The sequence below is a fragment of the Stenotrophomonas sp. ATCM1_4 genome (genome assembly GCF_004348115.1).
GTDB lineage: Bacteria > Pseudomonadota > Gammaproteobacteria > Xanthomonadales > Xanthomonadaceae > Stenotrophomonas > Stenotrophomonas capsici.
In genome coordinates, this window is record NZ_QPFB01000001.1 from 3,658,138 (window position 1) to 3,684,179 (window position 26,042).

Genomic DNA, 26,042 nt, shown 5'->3' on the forward strand with positions numbered 1-26,042 from the left:
AAGAGGAGCAGTGCCATGAAGCCTGAATTCCGGGTATCCGCACGCATCGCCAAGCCGGTCAGCGCGGTGTTCGATGCGGTCGTGAATCCTGAAACGCTCAGCGCGTACTTCACCACCCTGGGCGGCGCCAGCGCACCGCTGGTGGCCGGTACGACGGTGCTGTGGTGGGGCGACGTGCCGGTGGACGTGGCCGAGGTGATACCGGACAGCCGCATCGTCCTGCATTGGGATGGCCCCCGCGCCGCCGATGGCACCGCCACCTACAAGACCCGCATCGAAATGAACTTCACCGCGCTCGATGGCGACGCCACCCTGGTCACCATCGCCGAGACCGGCTGGCATGAGGACGTGCAGGGCCAGCGCAGCGCCTACATCAACTGCGAAGGCTGGTCGCAGATGCTCAGCTGCATGAAGGCATTCCTGGAGTACGGCATCAACCTGCGCGCGGGCTACTACCCCAGCGAACTCAACGGCGAACCGGCGCGCGCACCACTCGTGGACGACGAATAGAACCCGGGAGCATCCGCCATGCATACGACCTTCCAGGGCGGCATCGACATCGCCATCAAGGTGCCGCCGCATCAGTACGAGGCAACGCTGCAGTTCTACCGGGACGTCATCGGCCTGACCCCCATCACCGACAAGCTGCCGGACATCGGCTTCGCGCTGGGGCCGACCCGGCTGTGGATCGCCGAAGCACCGGGAATGAGCCAGGCCGAAGTGTGGCTGGAGCTGTTCACCGAGCGCTTCGAGGACGCCGCGGCACATCTGGCCAAGGCCGGCGTCGTTCGTTGCGACGCCATCGAACCCCTGCCGGAAGGCTTCCGGGGTGGCTGGATCACCAACCCCGCCGGCATCGTCCACATGGTCCGCGAGCCGGATGCGTGGTGACCGGCGTGGCAACGGTGCCAGGAGCCTGCGTGTTCAATCCAGCCCGAGCTCCTGCCGCAATGCCGCGACATGGGCACGGCCAACGGTGAGCGCCGCACCGTCGCTCAGCACCAGCCAGTAGCGACTGCCCGAGCCGGCATGCAGGCTACGTACATGGCGCAGGTTCACCAGGTAGGAGCGGTGGCAACGCACGAAATCGGGGGGCAGCACCGCGCCCAGGCCGGCGAGCGACTTGTCGTGCAGTTCGCTGCGCCCGTCGGACATGTGCAGTTCGCTGTAGTCGCCATCGGCACGGATCCACACGACATCCGCCAGTTCAACCAGGGCCGTGCCCTGGGCCCGCCAGATGCCGAGATAGCGGGCGCGACCGGAGCGGTAGCGCCCCACGTCCAGCAACCGCTGCAGGGCCTGGCCCAACCGCTCGCGCGAGAACGGCTTGGGGACGAAATCCAGCACGCCATGCTCGAACGCCTGCAATGCACGCTCACGATGCGCCGAGACCACCACGCAGTGGTAGCGCCCGGACACGGCCTTCCGCAGCAGTTCAAAGCCGTCCTCGCCGCCAAGATTGAGGTCCAGCAACAGGCCGTCGTAGACGCTGCGCCCCAGCCTGTCGCCCGCGGACTCCAGGTCCTCCACCGCATCGAAGCGTGCGCGGGCACCGGCCAGCTCCGCGCACAGGCGCAGAAGGCGCTGGCGTACCAGCGGCTCGTCCTCGACGATCAGGATGCGCATGGCAGCTCGATCCGGCCACGCCAATCGGCGCCATCGGCCCCTTGGGTGAACTGCCAGCGACCGGGCCAGGCGACCTCCAGGCTGGCCTCGATGTAGCACGTGCCGGTTCCCCTGCCGCGATGTGGCGATGATCCGCGCACACTCCGCAGCTCCAGGACCCAACGGTCATTCTCCCGATGCACGCGCAGACGGAACGGATGCTGCGCGCAGGCGACGGCCCCGGCATGGGTCAATGCGTTCTCGACCTGGGCGTGCAGTACGCCGGGGGGCAACGATACGCCAATGTCGGCGGCCTCCACCTCCAGCGCGATGGGCCGGTCCAGCGCCAGGCCAACGATGTCCAGATGACTGCGGCACAGCGCCAGCTCATCGGCCAGGGGCACGCTCGGCCGGGCGCTGCTGTCGCGAAGGCGATCGAACTGGTCAGCCAACGATTCAACCATCCGGCTGGCGCGTGGCGGCTCGCGTTCGATCAGTTCCTGTAGGCAGGTCAGCGTGTTCATGAGCCAATGCGGCTGGATGCCCCGTTGCAGCAGTTGCAGCGACAGCTGCGCGCGCTCCTCGCGCAGTCGCGCGTTGTTGCGGTCCAGCGCACGCAGTTGCGCGGCGTGCCGCAGCAGCAGGAAGACCATCAGCACCGACAACAACAGGAAGTACGGCCCATCCAGGAACGCACCGCGTTCGATCGCCAGGGCCATCGCACCCGCCAGCAGCAGGGCCAGGATCGGCCAGCGCTCCTCCCGCGCTTCACGGGCGCGCAGCAGAACCCCCGCCGAGGCCAACAGGCTCAGCAGCAGCACCACGGTGGAGCGGGCGTCGAAGCTGGGCATGAAAATCGCCGCTGCCACCAGGCCCGCCAGGTACACGGCACAGGCACCGGCTGGCACGGCAACACGGAAGCGCTGGGCCAGGTAGGCCGGCAACAACGCCGCCGCGGCCACGTGCAGGCACAGCAGGGCGAGCAGGCGTGGGCCATGCCACGGATAGGCATAGCCCAGCAGCGCCCGCCACGCCTCCACCACCGGCAACACCAGGCCGACCGCGCACAGCGCCAGCAGCAGGCGCGTGTCCGCCGTGCGCGGACGCCCACGCTGCACCGCCAGGAAGTACAGGCATGCCGCCGCCAGTGCCCCCATGGCGAACGCCGCGATCAACCAGGGCCGGAGCATATGGCCAAACAGCAGCTCCGGCGGTGCCACCACGGCAACCGCATCGGCGCTGCGCAGCGGGATGCCCTGATGGTGGCTGGAGGCAAGTACCAACAATTCGTCCGCGCCCGCGTCAGGAGATGCAGGCAGTATCCGGACGATGTCGACGCGGCCGGGGTGCTCTGCTTCGGCGGTACGGCCCACGACGCCGTTGCCCGGCAAGGGCTGCCCGTTCCAGTACAGCTGGCTGGCACCTCGCAGCGACAGGCGAAGTGCACGGCTGGCCTCGTGCTGTTCCCCCGGCGTCCCCAAGTGCCAGCGCAGCCAGTACGGCCCCCGCCAACCGGCCAGGACGCCCTGGTCCAGCGGGCGCCAGTCCGCCGTGGCTGGCGGGTGCCGCGGCAATGCCCCGGTCGCCGGCAGCACCGCCGACGCCATCTCACCGTCCAGCACCTGCACCTTGGCCATGTCCGGCGTGGCAACGGCCATCCACGCCGCAACGGCGGCGGTCAGTACCGCGAGTACGGCCAGGGTCCGGAAGATCTGCATGCGCCCATCGTATCGGCTGGGCGGAGACATTGGACGGCCAGCTGGAGACGTTGGGCGGACCGGCGCGGCCGGATCGACGCGTACGGGGCGATGGTGGTCACGCCCCCTGCACCCGGTGCCACTTCCGCCGTCGTCGGGGCCAGTTCCACACCCACGCTTGCCCACAACCGGAGTCCGCCATGTCCCGCACACCGCGCACCGTTCCCTTCGACCGTCGCCCATCCCCGCATCGGGCCGGCGTACTGGCCACCCTGTGCCTGGCCCTGGCCGCAACTGCAGCGGCACCGGCAGCAGCCGGCAATGCCCCGACGCCGCTGGTGTTCTCCCCCTATGCCATGGTCACCAAGAGCCACGGCACGATTGCCACCGAGGAGGCCTTCCTGGAGGTGCCGCGCCGACACAGCGAGCCCGATGGGCCACGCATCCGCCTGCGGGTGGTGCGCTTGCCCGCCACCGGCGGCGATGGCCGCGCCGCACCGGTGGTCTACCTGGCCGGCGGCCCGGGTGGCTCGGGTTTCGGGACAGCGCTTGGGCCGCGCTGGCCGGTGTTCGATCGCGTCCGTCGCCAGACCGATGTCCTGCTGCTCGACCAGCGCGGCACGGACTTCTCGGAAATGCCCCCGGAATGCTCGCACGCACATCGTTTCGCCGACACCGAGCCATTGCAGCGTGAGGCCGCGTTGGCCGCGCTGCGCGGTGCAGCCACCGAATGCATCAACGAATGGCGCAATGCCGGCGTCGATCTCGGCGCGTACACCACCGCCGAAAGTGCCGACGACATCGACGACCTCCGGCGCGCCATGGGCCTGCCGCGCATCAGCCTGTGGGGCATGAGCTACGGCACGCACCTGGCCCTGGCCACGGTTCGCCGCCACGGCCCGCAGCTTGAGCGGGTGGTGCTGATGGGAACCGAGGGCCCGGACGATACGATCAAGCTGCCGCTGGCGGCGGACACGCTGCTGGCAGACCTGTCCACGGTTGCGCACAAGGACGGCTTCGACGACCTGCAAGGCGCCGCCCGACGCGTGCTGGCAAGCTTGCGCCAGCACCCCGTGCAGGCAAGCAGCCCGTTGCATGGCGGCAGAACCGTCACCATCGGCGAGTTCGATGCGCAGATCGCCATCGCAAACGCGCTTGGCCGGCGCTCGACGCAGCGGATGCTGCCACTGCTGCTGCGCGAAGCCGAAGCAGGTGACTACACGTTGCTGGCCGGATTCGTGCTGATGATGCGCGAGGACATGGGCAGCTTCCGCGCCATGCCGTTGGCGATGGACGTTGCTTCCGGACAGAGCCCGCAACGGCGCGCACTGGTCCAGGCGCAGGCACGCGAAAGCCTGTTTGGCGACGCGTTGAACTTCCCGCTTCCGGAACTGGCGGACGGCTTGGGGTTGGCCGACCTGGGCGAAGCATTCCGTGCGCCGCTGCGCAGCGATGTCCCGACGTTGTTCATCAGCGGCACGCTCGATGGCCGGACCCCGCCGGCCAATGCCCAGGCCTTGCTGCCCGGCTTCAGCAAGGGCCAGCACCTGCGCGTACGCGGCGCCAGCCATGACAACGAACTCTGGCTGGGCAACGCCGCCATCGCCGACCGGATCGCGGACTTCCTCGCCGGCCAGACGGTCAGCGCGGACGCACTGGACGTGCCATTGCCCGTGTTCATCACGCGCAAAAGCGAGCTGTAGTACCGCTCTGTGCAATGCCGGTCGCCGATCGGCATTGCACGCTTCCGCAGCGTGCCCCCGATCAGCCCGTGCCCCGCATCGCGCTCACACGCGCTGCAGGCGAAGATTGCGCCAGGTGGCCACCGGCCCGCGGAAGTCCACCGCCTCGCCGTCGCTGGTAAAGAACAGGCCGGGCTCGGTTTCAACGACCAGCCGTGTTCCATCCAGGTACAACCACCCCGAGCGCCGCTCCACCTCGACCACCATCGAGGAGCGGCCCCATTGGTCGATGCGGTAGCGGCCCAGCCAACGCTCCCACTGCGGCGTGTCCGGACCGCGTGGCAGGTCCGGGCCGTCATTGTGGTCAAGGCTCTCCTCGCCCGATGCACATTCCAGATGCGCTGGCTGGTCGCCGGTGGCGGCGTGGTAGCGATAGTTGACCACCTCGCCCTCCGCGTCCACGGTGAACACCGCATCGACATCCATCACGCCGAGCGCGACACCGGGCTCACCCTCCGTTCGATGCAGGTGCAGGCGTCCCTCGTCATCGCTGCGGATCTGCGCGCGCACGTTGCGACCGATCCAATGGCCAACGAAGGCACGCACCCGCGCCGGGGTCGGATGGATCGTGGCCAGCGCCGAGGCCGGCAACCGCGGTGCGCGTGGCCCGAAGCGGGCCGCCAGCAATTGATCGATCACCGCGTCACCAAAGCGATAGCCGGCCGAGGTGGCGCGATTGAACATGGCCGCGAAGCCCACACCCGCTTCCACGCAGTAGGTGAACACGCAGCCGAAGCCAAAACCTCCGCCTCGATGGTGCAGCAGGCGCACCGGACTCTGGCCGTAGCGTCGCTCGGTACGCATCACGCCCAGCCCGTAGTCACCGCCCAGCCCGAAGCCATGCATCTGCTTCCATGACGCCGGCGCCAGCAGCTGGCGGCCCGCGTGGCGTCCGCCGGAAAGCATGAACGCCAGGTAGGTCGCCATGTCGCGGGCACTGGTCCACACCCCGCCGGACACGAGCAGCGGCGTCACCGAAGGCACTTCCGCATGGCCCTCCTGGAGACCGCGCGCGCGGTTGGCGCGCGCCTGGTGGACCGCCGCGTCGGCGGTGCTGTCCTGCATGCCGAGCGGCGCGAACAACCGCGTCTGCAGCCATTGCGCATACGGCATGCCCACGGCCCGCTCCAGGATATGCCCGGCCAGGTCGAAGCCGAGGTTCGAGTAGCGGTAACGCTCACCCACCGGGAAGCGCAGCCAGGTCTTCTCGATGCTGCGCACGTGCGTCTCGAAATCGGGAGAAGCAGCGTCATAGTTGTTTCCCACCGGTGCTTCATGGGTGAAGCCGGCGCGGTTGGCCAACAACAGGCGCAGGGTGATCCGCTCCTGCGGCGCGCGCTCGAAGCGGCTGTTCACCGTGAACGCCGGCAGGTAGCGGGTGATGGGCGCATCCAGATCGAGCAGGCCATCCTGCACCGCCAGCAACACCGCGACGGCGGCGAAATGCTTGGAGGTGGACTGGATGCTGAAAAGCGTGCGGGCATCGACCGCCTGCCCGTCCACGTCGGTGGTGTGGCCAAACCCTTCCACCCACTGCGGTGTCCCATCCTGCACAAGGCAGACCGCGGTCGCGCCGATCCTGCTGCCGGCCATGGCGGACACGATGGCGCTGCGCTCGCCATCGATGAGTGAAGCCATGCCGGCAGGCGCCGCGGCGGCGAGCGCGGCACTGGCAGGAACCAGGCCCACGGCCGGCAGCGCGGCCGTGCTGGCCAGGAAAGAGCGGCGATTGAGCGTGTAAGCCATGGATGCACCTGCCCTCTGCAAAGGGGCGATGCTTGCACTCCAGCAGCGCGCGGACATGTGTCGTTGGACACAGAAGCGGAAACTCCCTCGATTGCTGTCGCCCAACCACACCGGCTCGATGTCTCCGATCATCGCCTGCAGCGAGGCTGCGCCATGCCAGCACCCTCACCGGCCCCGGAGCATTCTCAGGGCTGACTGGCCTTGACCAGCGTCTGCTCGAATTCCTGGCTGAACTGCCGCACCAGCCGCGGCAGCAACGCCGGATCAATGAATGCATCATCGTCCCCGCGCGCACGCTGCTGCTCCCGCTCCAGTACCTCGGCCACCGACGGGTGGCTGGTCAGCACGATGTCGGCGCGCATCACCGCCAGCTTGGCGAAGGTGGTGCGGTAGTCCTCGACGATGCGGGGATAGGCACGATTGCCGACCAGGGTATTGCCGGCCACGGTGATGCTGCACAGGAACAGCACCTCGCGCGGCGTGCCCCGGTCGTTCACCGTCATGCTCCAGCTGGTGCAGCCACGCGTATGCCCCGGCGTCAGGTGCGCGGTCAGTTCGACATCGCCCAGGCGCACCCGTTCGCCGTCGCTGACCACCTGGTCGACCCGGATTGGCTCAAATGGCTGGATGCCGTAGTTGTTGTCGCCCTGGTTGCGTCCGTTCTCCAGGGCCCAGCGGTCACCCTCGCTGGCGATCACGCGTGCGCCGGTGTCGCGCTTGATCCGCGCCATCGCACCGACATGGTCGGCATGGGCGTGGTCGCTGATCAGCAGCTTCACCTCGGCCAGGCGTACGCCGAGGCTCTCGATGTTGCGTTCGATCAGTGCCGCGTTCTCCGGCAGGGTGGCATTCAGCAGGATCGCCCCCGCCTCCGTGGTGATGAGGTACGCGGACAATCCTTCGGTACCGACGTAGTGCACGTTCCCCGCGACCTGGAAGGGCGCGACCGGTGCCGACCATTCCGCCGGATCGGCCGCCAGCGCCGGCCAGACGCTGGCCGCGGCCAGTGCGGTGGCGAGGATGCCAAACCCGTTGCCAATCTTCATGCGTGCGCCTTCGTTGTGTGGAGGGAACCGAACGATGCGCCGCACCGGCATCGCCCACAATCGAGCAGATTTCGGCCCAGCCATCAGGTTTTCTCATGCCACGCCGGGGGCGGTGGCGCGCGGCGCCGGACTGGCGCCGATGTGCCGGAATCAACATTTGGCGCGTGCTTAACGCGGCGCTATCACATCCCGCATTCGCCGGCAGTATCGTCCGCCGTGCCTGTCATGGAGTGACCCCGATGACCCGTCGAACCCCGCTCCTGCTGTCCCTCGCCGCGCTTGCCACGCTGTTGTCGGCCAGCTGCGACCGCGGCACATCGCAACCGGCCGGGACCGCGGCGGCACCGCCCGGCACGGCCGTGCCGCTGTTCGAAACGTTCGGGGACCTGCATCGTGACGTTGGCACCCGCGTGCCGGCTGCCCAGCGCTATTTCGACCAGGGCCTGCGCCTGGCCTACGGCTTCAACCACGAGGCTGCGGCCCGCTCCTTCGCCGAAGCGGCGCGGCTGGACCCGCAGTGCGCGATGTGCGTGTGGGGCCAGGCACTGGTGCTCGGGCCGAACATCAACCTGCCGATGGATCCGTCGCTGGCCGGTGACGCCGCGATGCTCGCGGCCAAGGCCGCCGCACTGGCCGGCAATGCGCGCCCCGCCGACCGTGCGCTGATCCAGGCGCTGCAGGCCCGCTATGCCGCGCCCGCACCGGAAGACCGCAAGCCGCTGGACCGGGCCTATGCCGATGCGATGGCGCGCGTGGTCCAGGCGTTTCCCGCCGATGACGATGCCGCGACGCTGTACGCCGAAGCCCTGATGGATCTCTCGCCCTGGGCCTACTGGAGCGCGGACGGCACGCCCGCCGAATTCACCGCACGCCTCGTCGGCGAACTGGAACGCGTGCTGGCCCGCAATCCGCGCCATATCGGCGCCATGCACTACTACATCCATGCGGTCGAAGCCTCCCCCGACCCACGCCGCGCCGAGCGCCACGCCGACGCCCTGGCCGCGCTCGCCCCCGGTTCCGGCCATCTGGTGCACATGCCGGCACACATCTACATCCGCCTGGGCCGCTACCACGACGCCACCCTGACCAACCTGGCAGCGAGCACCGCGGACAAGGACTTCCTCGCGGTCTGTCGCGGCAGCAACGGCGTCTATCCGCTCGGCTACGTGCCACACAACTGGCACTTCGCGACAATGACCAGCGGCCTCACCGGCTCGCGCACGCTGGCGATGGAAGCGGCCAGCCAGACCGCGCGACGTGCCGACCAAGCCGCGATGGGCGAGGCACCGATGCAGTTCATGCAGCAGTTCGTGGTCACGCCGTTGCTCACCCAGGTGCGCTTCGGTGACTGGGACGCCATCCTCGCCGACACCGCGCAGGCACCGGCATTGCCGTATCCCTCGGCGATCGGCCATTTCGCGCGCAGCATGGCGCAGCTGCGCAAGGGGGCCCTGGCCGATGCCGCGCGCGAAGCCGAGGCATTGCACGCGATCACGCTGGACCCGGCGATGGCGCAGGTGAGCTTCTTCGACATCAACCACGCCGATGCCGTGTTGCGCATTGCCGACGCCCTGCTGCGCGGCGAACTGCTGCGCGCACAGGGCAAGCCCGCCGACGCCATCGCCGCACTACGTGAGGCCGCCACCGCCGAGGACGCACTGGCCTACAACGAGCCCGCCGATTGGCCGTTGCCGATCCGTCCCTACCTGGGCGCCGCGCTGCTGGAAGCGGGCGATGCCAAGGCCGCCGCCGATGTCTTCCAGCAGGACCTGAAGACCTATCCCGCCAACGGCTGGTCGCTGTTCGGCCTGGCGCAGGCGCAACAGGCGATGGGCCAGGCCGACGCCGCACGCGAGACCTCGCGCCAGCAACGTGACGCCTGGCAATGGGCCGATGCGCCGCTGACCTCGGCGCGGTATTGAGTGCCTGCTGCCACGTCACGATACGGACGTAGCCGCACTTCGTCCCAGGTGCACTTCATCGCGCGCCATCACGACGCGGACCGGCGCCGGCGTCGAGGTGCCTGCGCGGTGTGCCCTGCCCTCTGTTCGTCGTCATTGGCATGCCCTTGCCGCATATGTGCGCAAGGGGCACGAGCCATCAGCCCTGCTTGAACAACTTGCGCTTCGGGTTGGCCGGGGCCGCCTTGGGCGTGAGCTTGGCCACGCCGGGGACGAGGAAATCGACCGGGTCCTGGCCGAAGCGAACCTTGGAGGCGAGCCAGCGCGGCATCTTGCCGCGGCCGGTCCAGGTGTAGCGGCGGTTCTCCGGGTCACGGTACTTGATGGCCACCTTGGGCAGCTTGCGGCGGCGCGTACGCGGTGCAGCGCCTCCGTCCGTGCCTTCTCCGAACACTTCCTCGATCGTGTAACCGGCCTTCCTGGCCAGCGCGGTCAGCTGCTTCTTCACCTTCTCGGCAGGTGGGCGGCTGACAAGCGCCTTGCGCGTCTGTTCCGCGGTGCGGATCAGCTGGTTCAACTCCCGCACGCTCAAGGAAGTCAGGTCTATCGTCATTGGTAGGGATCCCATGAAAAACAGGCCGGGGCATGGACACCCGGTTGCAGGCAGTTTAGCGCGTCGCCGCCCTCGTCCGGACATGCGGCGGCGGATACCCCGCCAGCACCGGCACCCGCGATCAGGCCGGCTCCTCGCCGAGCATCCGCACCAGCATCGCCGCCAGCGTCTTGACCTCCGGTTCGGCCGAGGGACGCTGCAGCAGCACCCGCTCGATGCTGTCCACCACCGGCAGTCCACTCGCCGGACCCAGCACCACGTGCGCGGCGGTCACCGCGCGTGCCGGCAGCAGGCTGATGCCCAGGCCGTCGGCGACCGCGGCCTGGATCCCGCCCAGGCTGGAGCTGGTGAAGCTGATCCGCCAGCGCCGGCCCAGCGCCTCGACGGCATCGATCATGTCCTCGCGGTACAGCCCACGCGGGGGGAAGGCCACCAGCGGCACCGGGTCCTGCGCGAAGGTGGGCGCGGCGGCGGCGTCGATCCAGCACATCGGCTCGGGCCAGCAGGCCAGGCCCTCGCGGCTGCCGCGGCGCTGCTTGACCAGCACCAGGTCCAGTTCGCCACGGTCGTAGCTTTCGGCCAGGCCGCGGCTCAGCCCGCTGCTGACCTCCAGCTTCACGCGCGGGTGGTCACGGCTGAAGTCGGCCAGCAACCGGGTGGTGCGGCCGGCGGCGAAGTCCTCGGGCACGCCGATGCGGATGGTGGTGCCCGCTCCTTCGCCGGACAACGCGGCGGCCAGTTCCTCGTTCAAGGCCAGCATCCGGCGCGCATAGCCGAGCACCGTCTCGCCGATGTCGGTGGGGCGCGCATCGCGCACGCCACGGTCGAGCAGGCGCTGCCCCGCCAGCTCCTCCAGCCGCCGCACCTTCTGGCTGATGGTGGACTGGGTCGAGTGCAGGCGCGTGGCCGCGGCCGTGAAGCTGCCGCAGTCAGCCACCGTCACCAATGCACGCAGCAGATCGAGGTCGAAGATCGACCTATTTGATTTCTGAATATCACCCATCGCCATATTTCATTTCTGGATGGAGCGGCCGACTTGTAGCATCGGCGCCAGCCCCGGGCAACTGCGCCGGCGGTCTGGAACGGCAAGCGGCGCGCCCGCGCCACGCATCTGGAGACGACATCATGGCTACCCGGCATTGGGTCACCACGCATGCATTGGCCGCGGCCATGCTGACCTCCTGTTCGGCCGGCGCCGGCGAGCCGGCACTGGCTGAAGCGCTGCACCAGGCCGCCACGCACGGCGACGCCCGGCAGGTGACTGCCCTGCTCGAACGCGGCGCCCCGCTGGAGGCCCGCGACGGGGAAGGCCGCACCCCGCTGCTGGCCGCCGTGCGCCAGCGCCGCGCCGATACCGCGCGCGTGCTGATCCATGCCGGTGCCGACGTCAACGCCAAGGACCGGATCATGGACAGTGCCTACCTGCTCGCCGGTGCCAGCGGCCAACGCGAGATCCTGGAACTGACGCTGCAGCACGGCGCCGACCTGCGCAGCACCAACCGCTATGGCGGCACCGCGCTGATCCCGGCGGCCGAACGCGGGCACGTGGAGGTGGTGCGCACGCTGATCCAGGCCGGCGTCGATGTCGACCACGTCAACCGGTTGGATTGGACCGCGCTGCTGGAGGCCATCATCCTCGGCGACGGCGGCCCCGATCACGTGGCCATCGTGAAGCTGCTGATCGACGCCGGGGCCGACGTCAACCTCGCCGACGGCAATGGCATCACGCCGCTGCAGCATGCCCGTCAACGCGGCCAGGCCGAGAACATCCGCCTGCTGCTCGCCGCCAACGCGCGATGAGCACGGCGTCCTTTCCCCTGCGCACCCGCGCGGCCCACGAGAACCCCTGATGAAGACCACGCTTTCCCTGGCCATTTCGGCCCTGTTCGCGGTTGCGCTGCCGGCGCTGGCTGCCCCGTCCAGCGCCGATGTGCTGATCCGCCATGCCACCGTGGTCGACGTGGAGCACGCCCGCCTGCAGCCCGGCCAGGCGGTGGCCATCCGCGGCCAGGACATCGTCGCGGTCGGCGATGACGCCAGCTTGGCCCGGCAGTGGCGGGCCACGCAGGTGGTCGATGCCGGCAACCGTTACCTGATCCCCGGGCTGTGGGACATGCACGTCCACTTCGGTGGTGGCCCGGCCCTGGTCGAGGAGAACAAGGCGCTGCTGCCGCTGTACGTGGCGCATGGCATCACCACTGTGCGCGATGCCTCCGGCGACCTGCCCGAGCAGGTGTTGTCGTGGCGCGGGCAGATCGCCGCCGGCCAGCTGTTTGGCCCGCAGCTGTTCACCTCCGGCGCCAAGATCGAAGGCATCGCGCCGGTCTGGAAAGGCACCCTCGAGGCCGGCGACGAAGCCGGCGTGGACGCGGCGCTGGACCGCGAGCAGCGCGACCAGGTGGACTTCGTGAAGATCACCGACAGCACGCTCAAGCCCGAGCTGTTCCTGTACGCGCTGCGCCAGGCCAAGCAGCGTGGCCTGCGCACCTCCGGCCACATCCCGATGGCGTTGACCGTGGAACAGGCCGTCGATGCGGGCATCAGTTCGATCGAACACCTGGACTACGCGTTCAAGGCGGGCGTGAAGGACGAGGCGGCCATCGCCGCCGACTTCGCCGCCGGGCGCATCGACCGCGCCGAGGCCAACGCGCGGCTGCGGCGTGGCTTCGACCGGGACACCGCGATGGCGGCCTACCGCCGCTTCGCCGCACACGGCGTGGCGGTGACCCCGACCCTGGACGGTGGGCGCATCATCGATTTCCTCGACGTCGAACCACATGCCGACGACGCCTACCTGGCCTATATCGGCCCGGGCCTGCGCAAGACCTACGCCTGGCGCGTGGACCGTGCCGCCAAGGCCACGCCACAGCAGATCCAGGACCGCCATGCGCACTACGCGCAGGTCGCCGCGGTGTTGCCGATGCTGCAGCAGGCCGGCGTGCAGATCATGGCCGGCACCGATGCGGGTTTCCTCAACTCGTACAACTATCCCGGCATCGGCCTGCACAACGAACTGGCGTTGTACGTGCGTGAAGGGTTGAGCGCACCGCAGGCGCTGGCGGCGGCGACCCGCGCCGGCCCGGCCTGGTTCGGCAAGCTCGACCGCTACGGCGCGGTGCAGGCCGGCAAGGCCGCCGACCTGGTGCTGCTGGAGCGCAACCCGCTGCAGGACATCGGTGCGACCACCGCAATCAATACAGTGATCCTGCGCGGCCAGGTCCAGGACCGCGCGGCGCTGGATGCACTGCTCGACGCCACCCGTGCGCAGGTGAAGGCCTGGAACGCAGCCGACGCCGCCGATTGAACCGGCACTTCGGCCGGCGCGCGTGACCGCATGGCGCACGCGCGCCATCCGTGGATTCGACCAAGGGGACGTGCAGGCGTCCCCGCCTGACCGGCTCAGCCCTTGCCGGCCACGCCCGGGCACTGCCCCGCACCCGGTGCCTTGACTGGATGGTCCGGCTCCAGCGTGAGCCGCTGGATGTCGGAGAACAGCTGCTCCACCGGCATGCCGAACGGCACGAACAGGCGCACCTTGCCCTGGCGGTCGAACAGGTAGCCGCCCGCGGTATGCGTCATCGCGTACGCGCCGGGCACCGGGCCGTCCTCGCGCTCATAGAACGCCTTGAAACGCGACGCCATGGCGGCCAGTTGATCGGCATCACCGACCAACGCGGTCGCGCTGGGATCGAAGGCTTTCACGTAAGTCTGCGCGACCGCGGGCGTATCCCGCTCGGGGTCGACGGTGACGAACACCACCTGCAACTTGTCCGCGTCCGAACCCATCAGGTGCTTGACCTGGCCCAGCTCGACCATCGTGGTCGGGCACACGTCCGGGCAGCTGGTGAAGCCGAAGAACAGGTAGGTGACCTTGCCCTGGAAGTCGGCCGGCGAGCGGTTGACGCCGCTGCTGTCGGGCAGCGTCCAATGCTGGCCCAGGTCCTGGCAGGAGATGTCCTTGCCGTAATAGTCGAGCTTGGGCTTGGCCGCGCAGGCGACCAGCAGCAGGCTGGCGGCGGTGACCAGCACGACGGGAAGGGAAAACGTGCGTGCCAGCGCGGCCAGGCCGGTGGCAAGGGGAAAATGACGGGACATGGCGTTGGCAATGCGAGGGACGGCCTGCGACGGACACGCAACGGGCCGGCAGTTGCCTGCCGGCCCGTGCGACGGCGTCAGTTGACCATCATGTGGAAGTGCATGCTCCAGATGATCCAGACCGAAAGCGCGACCACGATGAAAAGGATGACCAGCGTGAAAACGAAACTGGCCAGGTTCCAGCCGCCTTCCGAGGAGCGGTTCATGTGCAGGAAGTAGACCAGCTGCACGATGATCTGCACCACGGCGAAGGCCACCAGCAGGAACAGCGTCAACGGCCGCGACAGCGTCGGGTTCATCACCAGCAGGAACGGGATGACGGTCAGTACCGCGCAGATCACGAAGCCGATCAGGTAGGAACGGGTGGAACCGTGGCCGCCACCGGCGCGGGAAGTATCGATGTCGGACATGCTCAGAACGCTCCAACCAGATAGACGAAGGTGAACACGCAGATCCAGACCAGGTCCAGGAAGTGCCAGAACAGGCTCAGGCAGGAAATGCGGGTGACGTTGGTGGCGGTCAGGCCGCGGCGATGCACCTGGTGCATCACCACCGCCATCCACAGCAGGCCGCTGGCCACATGCAGGCCGTGCGTTCCGACCAGCGCGAAGAACGCCGACAGGTAGGCACTGGTGCTGGGCCCGGCACCTTCCTGGATCAGGTGGCTGAACTCGAACAGCTCCATGCCGATGAAGGTGGCGCCGAGCGCGAACGTCACGCCCAGCCACGCCAGCACAGCCTGCTTGTTCCGGCGGTGCATGGCCAGCACGGCCTGGCCGTAGGTGATGCTGGAGAACAGCAGCACGAAGGTTTCCACCATCACGAACGGCAGCGAGAACAGCTCCTTGCCGGTCGGGCCGCCCGCATACTCGGTGCTGAGCACCGCGTAGGAAGCGAACAGCGAGCCGAACAGCACCAGGTCGGACATGAGGTAGATCCACATGCCGAAGACCTTCATGCCGCCCTGCGCATGGCCGTGGTCATCGTGGCCGTGGTCGGCCACCGGCTCGGTGATGGCGGCGGTGTTGGACATCAGGTTCATGCGGTCACCCCGTGCTGCTTGAGCTTGCTCTGGTGCTGGTTCTCGATGCGCGTCACTTCCTCGGCGCTGACGTAGTAGTCCACGTCCTCGTCGTAGGAGCGCACGATCAGGGTCACGATCATCGCCACGAAGCTGGCGCCGGCCATCCACCAGATATGCCAGATCAAGGCAAAGCACAGCGCCAGGATCCAGACGTTGAGGATCAGCGGCACGCCGGTGTTCTTCGGCATGTGGATCGGCGCGTAGGCCTTCGGTGGCGGTGGCAGGCCTTGCTTCTTGGCCTCATGGAACGCATCCAGCTGGTCGGCCTTCGGTACCACGGCGAAGTTGTAGAACGGCGGCGGCGACGGCGTTGCCCATTCCAGCGTGCGGGCATTCCACGGGTCGCCGGTGACGTCCAGGTTCTTCTTGCGGTCGCGGATGCTGACGTAGATCTGCACCAGCATCAGCACGATGCCCGCGAACACGAACAATGCACCGACGAAGGCCACGATCAGGTACGGTGTCCACGCCGGGTTGTCGTACTGGTTCATGCGCCGGGTCATGCCCATGAAGCCGAGCATGTACAGCGGCATGAAGGCCAGGTAGAAGCCGATCACCCAGCAGGCGAAGGACCACTTGCCCAGGCGCTCGTTGAGGGTGAAGCCGAACACCTTCGGGAACCAGTAGGCGAAGCCGGCCAGGTAGCCGAACAACGCGCCACCGATGATGGTGTTGTGGAAGTGGGCGACGAGGAACAGGCTGTTGTGCAGCAGGAAGTCCGCGCCCGGGATGGCCAGCAGGACGCCGGTCATGCCGCCGATGGTGAACGTCACCAGGAAGGCGATGGTCCACAGCATCGGCACGCTGAACTCCACGCGTCCGCCGTACATGGTGAACAGCCAGGTGAAGATCTTCACGCCGGTGGGGATGGCGATGATCATCGTCATGATGCCGAAGAACGCATTGACGCTGGCGCCCGAGCCCATAGTGAAGAAGTGGTGCAACCACACCACGAACGACAGGATGCCGATCGCCAGCGTCGCGCCCACCATCGACTTGTAGCCGAACAGCTTCTTGCGCGCGAAGGTGGCGGTTACTTCAGAGAAGATGCCGAACGCCGGCAGTACCAGGATGTACACCTCCGGGTGGCCCCAGGCCCACACCAGGTTGACGTACATCATCGGGTTGCCACCCAGGTCATTGGTGTAGAAGTGGAAGTCCAGGTAGCGGTCCAGCGTCAACGCACCGAGCGCGACGGTCAGGATCGGGAACGCGGCGATGATGATCACGCTGGTGACCAGCACGGTCCAGGTGAACACCGGCATCTTCATCAGGGTCATGCCCGGCGCACGCATGCGCAGGATGGTGATGAACAGGTTGACGCCGGTCAGCAGTGTGCCCACGCCCGACGCCTGCAATGCCCAGATGTAGTAATCGACACCCACCCCCGTGCTGAACTCCAGCCCCGACAGCGGCGGATAGGCGACCCAGCCGGTCATCGCGAACTCGCCAACCCCCAGCGAGATCATCATCAACGCGGCGCCGACCACGAAGATCCAGAAGCTGAAGGCATTGAGGAACGGGAACGCCATGTCGCGCGCACCGATCTGCAGCGGCACGATGATGTTCATCAGGCCGACCACGAACGGCGTGGCGACGAAGAAGATCATGATCACGCCATGCGCGGTGAAGATCTGGTCGTAGTGCTCCGGCGGCAGGAAGCCCTCGCTGCCCGGGCCGGCGGCGGCCAGCTGCGCACGCATCATCAGCGCGTCGGCGAAGCCGCGCACCAGCATCACCAACGCCACCACGACATACATGATGCCGATCTTCTTGTGGTCCACGGTGGTGAACCAGTCGCGCCAGAGCGTGCCCCAGAGCTTGAAATAGGTCACCGCGCCCAGCAGCGCGAGGCCGCCGAGCACCATGCCCAACAATGTCACCACGACGATCGGCTCGTGCAACGGCACGGCGTCCCACGTCAACTTACCGAACATGCTCATTACTCCTGCGAGGCCTGGGTTTCTGCGTGATGGCCCGAACTGGCTGCGGTGTTCTCGCCCACGCCGATGAACTGGTCGATGACCTTCTTGAACAGCAGCGGCTCGACCGAGGCAAAGTGACGCACCGGCGCCTTGCGGCTGGGTGCGGCCAGCTGCTTGAACGCATCGAAGCTGAGCTGTTCCGGCGCACTGCGCACCTCGGCGACCCACGCATCGAACTGCGCATCCGTCATCGCGGTGGCGGTGAACTTCATGTTGGAGAAGCCGTGGCCGCTGTAGTTGCCGGACATGCCGCGGAACTCACCCGGTTCGTTGGCCACCAGGTGCAGCTGCGTGCGCATGCCGGCCATCGCGTAGATCTGCCCGCCCAGCTGCGGGATGAAGAAGGTATTCATCGTCGAGTTGGAGGTGATGTCGAACGCCAACTGGCGCTTGGCCGGGAAGTTGAGCTGGTTGACCGTGGCGATGCCCAGGTCCGGGTAGACGAACACCCACTTCCAGTCGGTGGCGATCACTTCCACGTGCAGCGGCTCGCCGGGGATGTCCAGCGGCTTGTAGGGGTCGAGGTCATGGGTGGACTTCCACACGATGGCGGCCAGCACCGCGATGATGATCAGCGGCACGCCCCACACCACCACTTCCACCTTGGTCGAGTGCGCCCAGTCGGGCATGTAGCGGGCGGCGGTATTGCCCGCGCGGTAGCGCCAGGCGAACACGAAGGTCAGCACGATGGCGGGGATCACCACGATCAGCATCAGCCCGATGCAGATCAGGATCAGGTCGCGCTGGGCCAGGCCCACGTCCCCCTTGGAGTCCAGCAACACCCAGTTGCAGCCAGCCAATCCCACGCATGCCAAAGCGGCCAGCGCTGGGCGGATGCGTTTCCAGCAGATATTCATTGAAGGTCGACCCGGTTGAAGGAGCTGTTTGACCGGGGACATCCAGCACCCGGCGCGGGCGCGCGGAGCGGCTACACTGTCCGTACGGCGGCACCTACAAAAGGAACTCCGCCCCAGTCAAGTCCATACAAGATACATCATTGTATGGCTTGATGCACATGCCATGTATGGAAGGTGCCTCCCCGATGCAGCAACACGCCACTGGCCGACGCCTGAAAAAGCCGAACCGGACCTGGGTCCGCCCATTCACCGAGGGTGCCGGCCCGCTGTACCTGCAGATCGCCCAGCAGGTCCGCGCCGCGGTCGATGACGGCGTGCTGCAACCGGGCGACCGGCTGCCGCCGCAACGCGACCTGGCCCAGCAGATGGGGGTGGACCTGACCACGGTGACCCGCGCCTATGCCGAGCTGCGCCAGTCCGAACTGCTCGACGCACAGGGCGCCGGCGGCACCTTCATCGCCCTGTCCGCCGGCAACAGCGCCACCTCGGTGGACCTGAGCATGAACATCCCCCCCTTGCTGGGCAGCGGACCGTTCGCGCAGGGCATGGAACGCGGCTTCCACCAGCTCAGCCAGCAACTGGGCCAGGGCGAGCTGATGAGCTACCACGTCGGCGCCGGCTCGCGCGAGGACCGTGCCGCGGCCGTGCAGTGGCTGGCCCCGATGCTGGGCACCGTCGCCCCGGAACGGGTGGTGATCTGCCCCGGCGCCCAGGCCGCGCTGTGCGCGATCCTGCTGGCCAAGACCCAACCCGGCGACGTGATCGCCGCCGAACAGCTCACCTATCCCGGCCTGCTGGCCGCCGCGCGCGTGCTGCAGCGGGGCATCGCGCCGATCGCGATGGACGCCGAAGGCATGCTCCCGGAGGCGCTGGAAGCGGCCTGCCAGCAGCGCAAGCCAAGCCTGGTCTACCTGATCCCCACCATCCAGAACCCGACCACGGCAACCCTGTCGCAGGCCCGCCGCAGCGCCCTGCTCGCGGTGGCACGCCGGTACGGCGTGGCCGTGGTCGAGGACGACCCATACTGGCTGCTGGCCGGCGATGCCGCCGCGCCGCTGGCCGTCGACAGCAGCCCGCAGGCGCCGGTCTACTACGTCTCCACCCTGTCCAAGTGCCTGGCGCCGGGCCTGCGCACGGCCTATCTGGTGGTGCCGCCGGGCGAGCCGATGGAACCGGTGCTCGACGCGTTGCGTTCGATCGCGCTGATGCCGACCCAATCGATGGTGGCGGTGGCCTCGCACTGGATCCGCAGCGGCCAGGCCGACGAGATGGTGCGCCGGTTCCAGCAGGAGCTGCGCCAGCGCCAGCAGATCGCCGCACGCCTTCTGCCCACGCCCTACCAGGCGCATCCGGCCGGCCTGCACCTGTGGCTGCCGCTGCCCGCGCGGCTGGACCAGTACCGGCTGATCCAGACCGCGCAGGCCCAAGGCCTGGGCATCGCCAGCTCCGAAGCATTCAGCATCGAGGAGCAGGCGGGCAACGCGATCCGCCTGTCGCTGGGCGGGGCAGTCGACCAGCCCAGCCTGGCCGCAGCGCTGACCCGCCTGACCGAGATAATCTCGACAGCACCTGAGACGCGGGCCCAGGCCATCGTCTAGCCTCTCCCCGGCCATATCCATACAAAAGTGATAGAGTTTTAATCTTGTATGGATATGCGTGTGCTTCGTTATGCGTCGGGACAAGCTGAAATTCCACCTGGTCATGTTCGGCTGCGCCGGCTTCGTCGGTCTGGCCCTGGCCTCGCTGGCCTATGTCTGCACCCGCCCGCAGACCGCCAGCGTGCAGGCCGCCGAACAGGCGGCCATCGCCCAGTGCTGGGAGCGCAGCCGCGCGCCTGACCGCACCGAGATCTACCGCCGCGCCCAGGCCGATTCGTGCCGGGAAATGGTCAAGCAGTACGAGCACAAGTTCGGCGCAGGCACTGCGTCGTGAACACCCCTCCCGCGACGCCTGCGCGTCGCCGTGGCATGCGCCTGCTGATCGCCGCGGCCTGCGTCTTCATGCTCGGCGTGGGCGTGGCACTGTGGCAGTACTTCGGCTTCAGCGAACAGACCAGCTTCGCCGAGCAGGCCATCGTGTTCGACGACGCGCAGTTGCAGCTGCCACCGCAACTGGCCGGTGCCAATGGCCGTATCCGCGTGGTCCATTTCTGGGACCCGGCGTGCACGGTCTGCAATCGCGAAACCGGTGCGCACCTGAGCTACCTGATCAGCATGTACCGCCGCGCCGGCATCGACTTTTATGCGGTGCGTCGCCCCGGCACCACCGGTGAGCTGCCCGACTACCTCAAGGGCCGCCTGCAGGAACTGCCCACCCTCACCGGCGTGGAGCAGATCCCGGCCAGCCCGGCGGTGGCGATCTGGGACCGCGATGGCCACCTCGCCTACGCCGGCCCGTACAGCATCGGCATGGTGTGCAACTCGGCCAACAGCTTCGTCGAGCCGATCCTGGACAAGCTGGTCGCCGGCAAGCCCGTGCGCCCGCGCGGCCTGCTCGCCGTCGGTTGTTATTGCCGCTGGCAAACCACGCCCTGACATCGCCATGTGCCTTCCCTTCGCCCTCGTTGCGCGGCGCCGCCGCGCGTCCACGAAAAACAGCGGGCACCCACTCCAACCGACCGATGGTTGTGAGCAGGCGCCCGCCGCTGAGGTAAACGATAGGGCACGACATCCTCCCTACATGGCGCGACCGTTTGTCGCAGCCCTGCCCCGCTTCCACGAAGGTGCGCGATGACCTGGATCGACAACGCGCTGGCCAGCAACGGGCCGATCTACCTGCGCATCGTCGATACGATCGAGCGCACCGTGAACACCGGCGAGCTGGCACCCGGGCATCGCCTACCCTCGCAGCGTGCATTGGCCAAGCAGTTGGGCATCGACCTGACCACGGTCACGCGCGCCTTCGATGAAGCACGCCGACGTGGCTTGATCGAGGCACGCGGACCGCAGGGCAGCTTCATCGCCCCGCCCAAGGCCGCCTTCGGGCAGCCGGTGGACATGAGCATGAACGTGCCGCCGGTACCGGATGCCGCCGCGTTGAATGACGCGTTGCGCCGCGGTGCCGCCGCCGTGCTCGCACGCAGCAACGCGCCCAACCTGATGACCTACCACCTCACCGGCGGCAGCCGCACCGACCTGCACGCGGCGACCGGCTGGCTGGAACCGATGCTGGGCAAGGTGGATGACGCCCGGCTGGTGGTCGCCGAAGGCGCGCAGTTCGCGCTGGCCGCGCTGCTGGTAAGCCAGACCCGCGAAGGGGATGCGCTACTGTGCGACCGGTTGGTCTACCCCGGTTTGCTGCAGTTGGCCGACTCGCTCGGGCGCCGCCTGATCGCGGTCGACGCCGATGCCGACGGCATGCGCCCGGACCAGCTGGAGCGTGCCGCGCGGCTGCACGACGCGCGACTGGTGTACTTCAACCCGACCTGCAACAACCCGACCGCGCTGACCATCCCGCCGCTGCGCCGCGCCGAACTGGCGCGCGTGCTGCAGCAACACGACCTGCTCGCCATCGAGGACGACCCGTACTGGCACCACGATGCCAGCAAGCCGGCGCCGATCGCCGCGTTCGCACCGGCGCACGTGCACTACGTCTCCACCTTGTCCAAGGCGATCAGCCCCGGCCTGCGCACCGCCTTCGTGCATTGCCCGTCGGCCGCGCACGCCGAGGCGCTGGCGCGCGTGCTGCGGGCACTGTGCCTGATGGGCCAGCCGTTCGGCATGGCGCTGGCCAGCCAGTTGCTGCTGGACGGCTCGGCACAGGCGCTGCTGGAACAGGCCCTGGGCGAGGCACGCGAGCGCGCCCGGCTGGCCGATCACCTGCTCAGCCCGTATCTGCGCGCGCAGGTCGGCGGCCTGCATGCCTGGTGCACGATGCCGCCGCCGTGGACCGACACCGCGTTCGCACATGCAGCGCAGCTGCAGAGCCTGGCGGTCTCCCCGTCGTCCACTTTCAGTGCCGTGGACCAGCCCTTGCACGATGGTGTGCGGCTCTCCCTCGGGCTGGCGCCGGACCGCCGCCAACTGGAAAGTGCCCTGCGCCGCATCAACCAGCTGCTCACCGACACCGCCCCGGCACGCCTGCAGGGCTGAAACGCACGCCCCTCAGGCCACCGCGTCGGCCTGCTGCAATGCCTGCCAGGCGGCCTGCGTGCGCGCCTGCCAGTCCCCGTGCAAGGTCTGGTAGGGCACGCCGCGTGCGTCCAGCTCGCGCACATACCAATCGTGTTGCCACTGCCGGAATGCCGGGTCACGGCGGGTGCCATCCTGCACGAACGGCACGTCCGGCCCGCACAGCAGCACCAGGTCGTAGCGGCGCGTGGCCAGCGCCGCCAGTGCCGGGTCAGCCCGGTCGAACATCGCCTGCGCATACAGCAGCGTGGTCAACGGCGAGGTATCACAGACCAGCCAACGCCGCGCATCGGCCAGCAATTGCGTTTCACGCGCCACCTGGGTGCGCGCGATCCGCAGCAGGTCCGCCTCCTGCAGTACGCCCTCCTGCGCTTCCCACAGCTCGCGGCCGTACTCGGCGGCATGCACACTGCCGCAGCGCTGGGCCAGATGGATCGCCAGCGTCGACTTGCCGGTCGATTCCCCGCCCAGCAGCACCACCCGGCGCACGAAGTCGCCGTACACCTGCGGCGCCAGCAACTGCCGGTGCGCGTGCAGGTCGCGGCGGATCGCGGTGCCCGAGGTGGGCACGCGCATGCGCGCCGGGTCCACCGCGACATGCACGACCGCGCGCCCACCGCGCTGTTGCTGCTCCTGCGACAACACCGCGGCGAAGCCCGGCCCGTAGGCCTCGCTGGTGAACACCGCATCGACGTCGCTTCGTACGATCTCGCGCAGCAGCCAGGCCACGAAATGACGGTGGGTGGCATCGTCCTCGTCGTTGTGCGGCAGCGCCCGCACCGGCACGCCGCGTTGTTGGCAGAGCGCGGCCAGCCGCGCGTCATCCAGCACCCAGTGCTGTGCCTGCGGATACAGATTGCGCAACCACTGCTCGCGCCGCGCCGGCCACAGGCCATCGAACTCGGGCCGGGTGTAGCTGACCACGACCAGCCGCTCGCAGGCGGCCTGCGCATGGTCCAGCAGCACCTGGTGGCCGCGGTGCAGCGGGCAGAACTTGCCCACCACCAGCCCCACGCGATGCGGCTTCACGCGCGCGCTTCCTGTGCCCGCCACAGCCGGTGCCAATGCCGCCACGCCAGCCAGGCGTTGATCCAGTACGCGGCATACAGCACCGAGGTCAGGCTCAAGCCGCGCGAGGCGTACAGCGGCACGGCGATGCTGTTGACCAGTATCCACACCGGCCAGGTTTCCACCCGCCGCTGCATCAACAGCAGCTGCGCCAGCACCGACAGGCACAGCACCGCCGAGTCGGCGAACGGCGCGTACGCGTCGGTGAAACGGTGCAACAGCGTGCCGTAGGCCAGTGCGGCCAGCACCGCGGCCACGCTCATCAGCGCAAAGCTGCGCAGCCACGTGCGCTGGATCGGCAGCGCGGCATGGTTGGCGCTTGCATGCCAGTTCCACCAGCCAAACAGGCTTGCCACGACGAAGAACACCTGCAGCAGCACGTCGGCGTACAACTGGGTGTGCCAGAACAACAGGCCGAACAACGAGCAGCCGACGATGCCGGTCCACCAGGTGTGCACGCTGTTGCGCGCGGCCAGCAGGATCGAAGCGGCGGCCATCACGTTGGCAGCGATTTCAAGAACGGTCATGCGGTGAAGCCTTCCGGTAAGTCAGTGGTGTATTGCAGCAGCTTGTCCTCGGCATGCAGCCGCTGCACCTGCACGGCGCGTCCGTCCAGGGCCTGTCGCAGGCGGGCGACGGCATCGTCGGCCAAACCGGCTTCTGCCACCGGCAGGTGCAGGGTGATGCCGGCATCGGCGTGCTGGTGCACGCGGTAACGCGACAGCGGCAACGGGGCCAGCGCGTGGCTCACGTCGATGTTGTTGATCCAGCGGCCGTTGGCAGTGAGGTAGCGCACCGGGCGCCGGCCCTGCAGGCCGACGATCATCGGCACGTCACCGGCCATCGCCAGTGCGCCGCGGTCGCCGGTGCGGTAGCGCAGCAGCGGCAGGCAGAAGTTGAAACCACCGGTCAGGGTGATCTCGCCTTCCTGCCCGGCCGGCAATGCCCGGCCCGCCGCATCCACCACTTCCACGTACATGCCCGGCTGCAGCAGCACATGGCCACCATAGGCATCGTCGTGCACCGCCAGCGGGCCGGCTTCATTCATCGAGTACAGGTCCAGCACCGGGCAACCGAAGCGCGCTTCAAGCGCAGTGCGCAGGCCGGTCGACAAGGCCATCGACACCGACAGCAGCACGCGCGGGCGGTGCGAGAGTGGCAATTGGAGCAGAGTGGCGAAGGAGATCGGGTCGCCGGCGATCACTTCCGGCTGCATCTGGTCGATGTAGCGCGCGCGGTCGTCCACGTCGCGCCAATCGTTGGGGTGCAGGTTGATCTTGGCCAGCCCCGACTCATCCATCGTCGGCGTCACCGACACATAGGTGAAGCAGCGCTGCTGCATGCCCAGCAACATCACCCCCATCTGCCCGCGCCCATGCTGCAGGCTGATGCCGAACCGGGCCAGCGCACGCTTGTGGTAAGCCAGGTAACGCGCGGCCACCACCGGGTGCGACGGCAGCACCAACGGATGGCCGGTGGTGCCGGTGGTACGGAAGTTCATCATCCGCTCCAGCGGCACCGGGTCGGGCACGAAGCGGGCGATGTCGGCGGCCAGGTCGCCCCGGTCGGTGGTCGGCAGCGCCTCGAACGCCGTGCCACGGCCGCGCGCACGAAAGTACGGCACCTGTGCATGCACCGCGTCGAGGAACCCCGTCAACCATGGCGGCGGCACACCGGGCTGCCATTCAAACCGCGTCGCCATCACCTGCTGCTCATAGGCACGCAGCTGCGTCACCTCCTCGGCCAACAGGCGGTTGCCGCTCTGGTTGCGGAAGATCGGCGCGGCCGGATGCTCGCGCATCCGCTGCAGCAAGCGCCGGCCCTCCTCGCTCAGGGTCGGATAGCGCTCGGCATCGGTGGGCGCCTGGCTCACTCGCGCGTCCACTTGTCCGCCGATTCCTCGGCCGCCTTGCGCGCCAGGGCTTCACGGATGGCACGTGCACGCGCTTCGGCGGCGCGGCTGGCGGCGAGCAGGCGGCGCCGCTCCACCCCGCTGACGCTGGCCAGCCGGTCGGCCGCCTGTGCCGCGGTTTCGCCGGCGGGCAACAGACCCAGCCGCGCGATGGTGGTACGTGCCAGCTCTTCGCGCCGGTCCGGCTCCAGCACGTAACGCGTCGCCGCCGCCTCGGCCGCCAGCGCCGGCACCGCCTCGCTGAACAACGCCTGCAACTGTTCGCCGTCGCGGTCGAACGACTGCCACGTCGCATCGGCCAGCAACCACGCCATCACCGCCGACAGGCTCAACTGGTTCGTGTTGACCCCCTGCAATCCGCCCGACAAGGTCACACGCAACGGCGCGGCCATCGCCGTGCCGTGCATCGCCAACACGTCGTTGACCACGGCGGCAACGTGCAGTTGCCCTTCGCGGCCGCGCCGTGGCGGGTCGAGGAAGTCCGGAGGCGTGTCGAGCAGGCGGCGCAACAGGACGTCGAGCGACGGGCCGGTGGTCATGGGCATGTCAGGCATGAAAACA

General features: G+C 68.3%; 25 protein-coding genes. 10 read left to right on the forward strand and 15 right to left on the reverse strand.

Annotated features, from left to right (window positions below):
• The first annotated feature begins 15 nt into the window (after nt 1-15).
• Both ATCM_RS16700 and ATCM_RS16705 read left to right on the forward strand, forming a co-directional pair.
• The gene (locus ATCM_RS16700; protein ID WP_132865602.1) at nt 16-510 is read left to right on the forward strand and encodes an SRPBCC domain-containing protein; all 495 of its coding nucleotides are present in this window, start codon (nt 16-18) and stop codon (nt 508-510) included.
• An 18-nt stretch (nt 511-528) separates the two neighbouring features.
• A complete protein-coding gene (locus tag ATCM_RS16705) occupies nt 529-891 on the forward strand; it encodes a hypothetical protein (RefSeq protein ID WP_132865603.1) in 363 nt (120 codons plus the stop codon).
• Nucleotides 892-924: 33 nt separating this feature from the next.
• On the opposite strand, the gene ATCM_RS16710 is transcribed toward ATCM_RS16705, so the two are convergent.
• Both ATCM_RS16710 and ATCM_RS16715 read right to left on the reverse strand, forming a co-directional pair.
• Nucleotides 925-1,626 carry a LytTR family DNA-binding domain-containing protein gene (locus tag ATCM_RS16710; RefSeq protein WP_132865604.1) on the reverse strand — a complete coding sequence of 234 codons (702 nt, stop codon included), beginning with the start codon at nt 1,624-1,626 and terminating at the stop codon, nt 925-927.
• Nucleotides 1,614-3,323, reverse strand: a complete 1,710-nt coding sequence (locus ATCM_RS16715) for a sensor histidine kinase (protein WP_132865605.1) — start codon at nt 3,321-3,323, stop codon at nt 1,614-1,616. The genes ATCM_RS16710 and ATCM_RS16715 overlap by 13 nt, the downstream gene beginning before the upstream one ends.
• 179 nt (nt 3,324-3,502) lie before the next feature.
• Between ATCM_RS16715 and ATCM_RS16720 the strand changes: the two genes are divergently transcribed.
• Nucleotides 3,503-5,005 carry an alpha/beta fold hydrolase gene (locus ATCM_RS16720; protein ID WP_132865606.1) on the forward strand — a complete coding sequence of 501 codons (1,503 nt, stop codon included), beginning with the start codon at nt 3,503-3,505 and terminating at the stop codon, nt 5,003-5,005.
• A gap of 84 nt (nt 5,006-5,089) precedes the next feature.
• Here ATCM_RS16720 and ATCM_RS16725 read toward each other — a convergent pair whose 3' ends face one another.
• Nucleotides 5,090-6,790 (reverse strand): serine hydrolase domain-containing protein, encoded by a 1,701-nt coding sequence (locus tag ATCM_RS16725; RefSeq protein ID WP_132865607.1) that lies wholly within the window; start codon nt 6,788-6,790, stop codon nt 5,090-5,092.
• A gap of 185 nt (nt 6,791-6,975) precedes the next feature.
• Complete coding sequence (bla, locus tag ATCM_RS16730) at nt 6,976-7,836, reverse strand: subclass B3 metallo-beta-lactamase (protein WP_132865608.1); 861 nt, start codon at nt 7,834-7,836, stop codon at nt 6,976-6,978.
• 239 nt (nt 7,837-8,075) lie between these two features.
• On the opposite strand from bla, the gene ATCM_RS16735 reads away from it, so the two are divergent.
• Nucleotides 8,076-9,758, forward strand: coding sequence for a tetratricopeptide repeat protein (locus ATCM_RS16735; protein ID WP_132865609.1), 1,683 nt, complete (start codon nt 8,076-8,078; stop codon nt 9,756-9,758).
• Nucleotides 9,759-9,936: 178 nt separating this feature from the next.
• Here the strand turns inward: ATCM_RS16735 and ATCM_RS16740 are convergent, their stop codons facing one another.
• Both ATCM_RS16740 and ATCM_RS16745 read right to left on the reverse strand, forming a co-directional pair.
• Nucleotides 9,937-10,350, reverse strand: a complete 414-nt coding sequence (locus tag ATCM_RS16740; RefSeq protein WP_132865610.1) for an H-NS histone family protein — start codon at nt 10,348-10,350, stop codon at nt 9,937-9,939.
• 121 nt (nt 10,351-10,471) lie between these two features.
• Nucleotides 10,472-11,353, reverse strand: coding sequence for a LysR substrate-binding domain-containing protein (locus ATCM_RS16745; protein ID WP_132865611.1), 882 nt, complete (start codon nt 11,351-11,353; stop codon nt 10,472-10,474).
• A 167-nt stretch (nt 11,354-11,520) separates the two neighbouring features.
• Between ATCM_RS16745 and ATCM_RS16750 the strand changes: the two genes are divergently transcribed.
• Entirely contained in the window at nt 11,521-12,150 is a 630-nt protein-coding gene (locus ATCM_RS16750; protein ID WP_343145380.1) for an ankyrin repeat domain-containing protein, read from the forward strand.
• A 49-nt stretch (nt 12,151-12,199) separates the two neighbouring features.
• A complete protein-coding gene (locus tag ATCM_RS16755; RefSeq protein WP_132865613.1) occupies nt 12,200-13,654 on the forward strand; it encodes an amidohydrolase family protein in 1,455 nt (484 codons plus the stop codon).
• A 95-nt stretch (nt 13,655-13,749) separates the two neighbouring features.
• Here the strand turns inward: ATCM_RS16755 and ATCM_RS16760 are convergent, their stop codons facing one another.
• The 5 genes from ATCM_RS16760 to cyoA all read right to left on the reverse strand — a co-directional run bounded on the left by ATCM_RS16760 (nt 13,750) and on the right by cyoA (nt 18,371).
• Entirely contained in the window at nt 13,750-14,445 is a 696-nt protein-coding gene (locus ATCM_RS16760) for an SCO family protein (RefSeq protein WP_132865614.1), read from the reverse strand.
• A 77-nt stretch (nt 14,446-14,522) separates the two neighbouring features.
• On the reverse strand, nt 14,523-14,855 hold the full coding sequence (cyoD, locus tag ATCM_RS16765) for a cytochrome o ubiquinol oxidase subunit IV (protein ID WP_132865615.1): 333 nt from the start codon (nt 14,853-14,855) through the stop codon (nt 14,523-14,525).
• Between the two features lie 2 nt (nt 14,856-14,857).
• Nucleotides 14,858-15,487, reverse strand: coding sequence for a cytochrome o ubiquinol oxidase subunit III (cyoC, locus tag ATCM_RS16770; RefSeq protein WP_132865616.1), 630 nt, complete (start codon nt 15,485-15,487; stop codon nt 14,858-14,860).
• On the reverse strand, nt 15,484-17,466 hold the full coding sequence (cyoB, locus tag ATCM_RS16775) for a cytochrome o ubiquinol oxidase subunit I (protein WP_132865617.1): 1,983 nt from the start codon (nt 17,464-17,466) through the stop codon (nt 15,484-15,486). The genes cyoC and cyoB overlap by 4 nt, the downstream gene beginning before the upstream one ends.
• A 5-nt stretch (nt 17,467-17,471) precedes the next feature.
• Nucleotides 17,472-18,371, reverse strand: a complete 900-nt coding sequence (gene cyoA, locus ATCM_RS16780) for a ubiquinol oxidase subunit II (RefSeq protein ID WP_132865618.1) — start codon at nt 18,369-18,371, stop codon at nt 17,472-17,474.
• Nucleotides 18,372-18,556: 185 nt separating this feature from the next.
• Here cyoA and ATCM_RS16785 point away from each other — a divergent pair, with 185 nt between their 5' ends.
• The 4 genes from ATCM_RS16785 (at nt 18,557) to ATCM_RS16800 (ending at nt 22,462) form a co-directional block, all read left to right on the forward strand.
• Nucleotides 18,557-19,969, forward strand: a complete 1,413-nt coding sequence (locus ATCM_RS16785) for a PLP-dependent aminotransferase family protein (protein WP_132865619.1) — start codon at nt 18,557-18,559, stop codon at nt 19,967-19,969.
• 70 nt (nt 19,970-20,039) lie between these two features.
• The gene (locus ATCM_RS16790; protein WP_132865620.1) at nt 20,040-20,303 is read left to right on the forward strand and encodes a hypothetical protein; all 264 of its coding nucleotides are present in this window, start codon (nt 20,040-20,042) and stop codon (nt 20,301-20,303) included.
• Complete coding sequence (locus ATCM_RS16795) at nt 20,300-20,905, forward strand: DUF6436 domain-containing protein (protein ID WP_243694042.1); 606 nt, start codon at nt 20,300-20,302, stop codon at nt 20,903-20,905. The genes ATCM_RS16790 and ATCM_RS16795 overlap by 4 nt, the downstream gene beginning before the upstream one ends.
• A gap of 195 nt (nt 20,906-21,100) precedes the next feature.
• Nucleotides 21,101-22,462, forward strand: a complete 1,362-nt coding sequence (locus ATCM_RS16800; RefSeq protein ID WP_132865621.1) for a PLP-dependent aminotransferase family protein — start codon at nt 21,101-21,103, stop codon at nt 22,460-22,462.
• A gap of 12 nt (nt 22,463-22,474) precedes the next feature.
• Here ATCM_RS16800 and ATCM_RS16805 read toward each other — a convergent pair whose 3' ends face one another.
• Genes ATCM_RS16805 through ATCM_RS16820 form a run of 4 tightly spaced genes read right to left on the reverse strand, consistent with a single transcriptional unit; the run spans nt 22,475 to nt 26,035 of the window.
• A complete protein-coding gene (locus ATCM_RS16805) occupies nt 22,475-23,530 on the reverse strand; it encodes an AAA family ATPase (RefSeq protein WP_132865622.1) in 1,056 nt (351 codons plus the stop codon).
• Complete coding sequence (pnuC, locus tag ATCM_RS16810) at nt 23,527-24,096, reverse strand: nicotinamide riboside transporter PnuC (protein ID WP_132865623.1); 570 nt, start codon at nt 24,094-24,096, stop codon at nt 23,527-23,529. Before pnuC ends, ATCM_RS16805 begins: the two co-directional genes overlap by 4 nt.
• Nucleotides 24,093-25,442: an AMP-binding protein gene (locus ATCM_RS16815; protein ID WP_207911829.1), complete on the reverse strand. Its 1,350-nt coding sequence runs from the start codon at nt 25,440-25,442 to the stop codon at nt 24,093-24,095. The genes pnuC and ATCM_RS16815 overlap by 4 nt, the downstream gene beginning before the upstream one ends.
• Nucleotides 25,439-26,035: a hypothetical protein gene (locus tag ATCM_RS16820; RefSeq protein WP_207911830.1), complete on the reverse strand. Its 597-nt coding sequence runs from the start codon at nt 26,033-26,035 to the stop codon at nt 25,439-25,441. Before ATCM_RS16820 ends, ATCM_RS16815 begins: the two co-directional genes overlap by 4 nt.
• Nucleotides 26,036-26,042 lie beyond the last annotated feature (7 nt).